This window comes from uncultured Megasphaera sp. (assembly GCF_958350005.1).
Taxonomy (GTDB): Bacteria; Bacillota; Negativicutes; order Veillonellales; family Megasphaeraceae; genus Megasphaera.
In genome coordinates this window covers 1-2,661 of the sequence record NZ_CATWFF010000237.1, presented here as the reverse complement: position 1 = coordinate 2,661, position 2,661 = coordinate 1, and the positions used below count along the sequence as shown (strand labels likewise).

Annotated in this window: 4 protein-coding genes; all 4 read right to left on the bottom strand. The window is 51.7% G+C overall.

Annotation, left to right across the window (positions count from 1 at the left end; translation table 11 throughout):
• Positions 1-1,022, bottom strand: a 1,022-nt coding sequence (selD, locus tag Q3886_RS09940) for a selenide, water dikinase SelD (RefSeq protein WP_301861317.1), incomplete at its 3' end; no start/stop codon positions are given.
• A 14-nt stretch (positions 1,023-1,036) separates the two neighbouring features.
• Complete coding sequence (locus Q3886_RS09935) at positions 1,037-1,285, bottom strand: DUF3343 domain-containing protein (protein ID WP_301861315.1); 249 nt, start codon at positions 1,283-1,285, stop codon at positions 1,037-1,039.
• A gap of 9 nt (positions 1,286-1,294) precedes the next feature.
• Positions 1,295-1,498, bottom strand: coding sequence for a sulfurtransferase TusA family protein (locus tag Q3886_RS09930; protein ID WP_301861314.1), 204 nt, complete (start codon positions 1,496-1,498; stop codon positions 1,295-1,297).
• A 14-nt stretch (positions 1,499-1,512) separates the two neighbouring features.
• Positions 1,513-2,583 (bottom strand): YedE family putative selenium transporter, encoded by a 1,071-nt coding sequence (gene yedE, locus Q3886_RS09925; protein WP_301861313.1) that lies wholly within the window; start codon positions 2,581-2,583, stop codon positions 1,513-1,515.
• Between the last annotated feature and the right edge of the window lie 78 nt (positions 2,584-2,661).

Genomic DNA, 2,661 nt, shown 5'->3' with positions numbered 1-2,661 from the left:
AAGGCCGTATCTTCCCGTTTCGTCACATAACCAATGATTTCCGCACAGTCTACAACCTGTTTCAGAGACTGCTGCAGCGCAGCAGCATCGTTTTCGGCCACAGCGATCATCAGTCCGCCTGACGTCTGCGGATCATACAGAATATCCAGCAGCTGCGGCGCAATGCCGTCAGCCCGTACATCCTTCTCTGCAAAGGCCCGGTTTCGGTAGGCTCCAGCCGGAATAAAGCCCATGGCTGCCATGTCATACGCTTCGTGGTGATACGGAATCTGCCGGGACAGCAAATGAATGGTCGTATTGCTTCCCCGCGCCATTTCACAGGCATGTCCTAACAGGCCAAAGCCAGTAACATCGGTGCAGCCGTGAATTTCATAGTTCAGCATAACCTGGCAGGCCGCCTTGTTAAGCTGGGCCATCTGCGCATACAACGTGTGCAGGAGCGGTTCTTCTACCAGTCCTCCCTGGGCGGCAGTCATTAAAATACCGACACCCAGGGGCTTGGTCAAAATCAGCACATCCCCTTCCGTTGCTGACGAGTTGCGCAGCAGTTTCTGAGGATGAACAAAGCCCGTAACAGATAAGCCGTATTTCGGTTCCTTATCTTCAATCGTGTGTCCGCCTGTAATCAGAACATCTGCTTCATAGGCTTTGTTGTAGCCGCCTTCCAGAATGGCCCGGACAGCGTCTTTTCCCATGGCCATGTTGACGCACATAATGTTCATAGCCAGTTTTGGTGTTGCTCCCATGGCATAGACATCACTGAGAGCATTAGCCGCAGCAATTTGTCCAAACAGAAACGGATCGTCTACAATAGGCGGAAAGAAGTCGACAGTCTGGACCAGTGCCAGCTCATCGTTGACGACATATACCGATGCATCGTCACTCTTGTCATATCCTACAATAAGACGCGGATCATATCGTGTCGGAATACCTTCCAACAGCTGCGCCAGTTCCCCGGCGCCTAATTTAGCGCCTCACCCGGAACAAGACGCCATAGATGTCAATTTTATATCGTCAGCCATCGTACTTCCTCCTCTTATGCATCATCTGCCGCGTAAATGCGCTCATATCCCTGTTCCGTTTCCCGGACGACCTGCTCGATCTCTCCATGTTCATCACCCGTAAAGGCATAATCCGGGCCGCTTACAAAGCGGACACATGTGCCGCACGACGAACTGAGCTTGCGCGGCACTGGCATTAAAACGGGATTTTCAATCTGGCCAGGCCGTTCCTTTTTGAAACGGATTGCGCCAAAATGAGAGTAAAACGTAGCAATATAATACATAGTATACACCTATTTCTTCGTAATATGGAGTCTGAAATCGTCTCCTTCAGACTGTACATCTACGGCATAGCCGCTGTGCGTAACAAAGCGGGTAATATTTTCTACTGCTGCCCGGTTATCGACGAGAACGTCGTAGGCTGCATCCTTCGTTTCCATGGCCTTCTTGACCATAATCACCGGTTCAGGGCAGGAATATCCTCTGGCATCAATCATGGTATTCATCCTTTCTACGCCGTTTTCTTGTAAAACGTATTGACAACGGCAATTACAGTAATCACAACCAAGCCGACAATAACGGCAATTTTCCCATTCATCGTCGGGCCTGCGCCGGAAGATGCAAGGGCAAAATTATGAGCAAAGGCAGCGCCGCAGCCCAGGCCCAGTACGGTAATAGCCGAGTCCGTATTACCTTCGCCGGTCATAATAATCTGACGGAGCGGGCAGCCGCCGAGAAGTACGCAGCCATAGCCGGCCAGGAACATGCCCAGAGCATTCCACAGTCCGTCTGTATGGGCAATAGGCTGACCAGCAAATCCCGGATGGAAGTTGCCGACAGCCACGTTGACTACAAACGTGGCAGCCAGAATAGAAACGAAACCCAGGAGCAGTTTCCATTCACGGAACAGGATCAAATCCCGGATACCGCCAACCATGCACAGGCGAGTGTACTGAGCAATAGCGCCGACAATCAGGCCGGCAGCCAGGGAAATGAAGATAGGCGCATGCATGGCGCCAGGACCGCCGCCAGCTTTGGTGAAGAAAATGAAAGCCGGAGCTGCAATGAGCAGTACCAGAAGGACAACCTGAATGACCGGCATGACAGCGCTGTCTATCTTCGTCAGCCGATACGTCCGTTTCAGCGAATAGCCGCGGTTGAGGAAAAATACGCCTGCACCAATGCCGGCAGCAAAGCCGACAAGGCCGAACACGGCATTCCAGTCGCCGCCGGCAATACGCAGAATCATGCGGAACGGGCAGCCCAGGAACATTAAGCAGCCAATCATGACAAAAAATCCGATAACAAACCGGGTCAGCGGAGAAGAACCGCCGCGGGGCGAATGTTCATGCCGGAATATGGATAAGATGAATGCACCTAACAGCAGGCCAATAATTTCCGGCCGGATATACTGTACAGCCCCGGCCCGATGGAGTCCCAGACCACCGACAGTATCGCGGATAAAGCAGGCTATACAATAGCCCATGTTTGCCGGGTTGCCCGCTACGACCAGCAGGCCGGCAATGGCGCCGATAATCAGACCGCCAATAACGATAAGAGACTTTTCATTTGATACGTTCATGTAAAAATCCTCCCTTCAGAATGGATGAACGCAAGGCATCAATACATTGTGAATATTGACACTTACATTATACTGTAT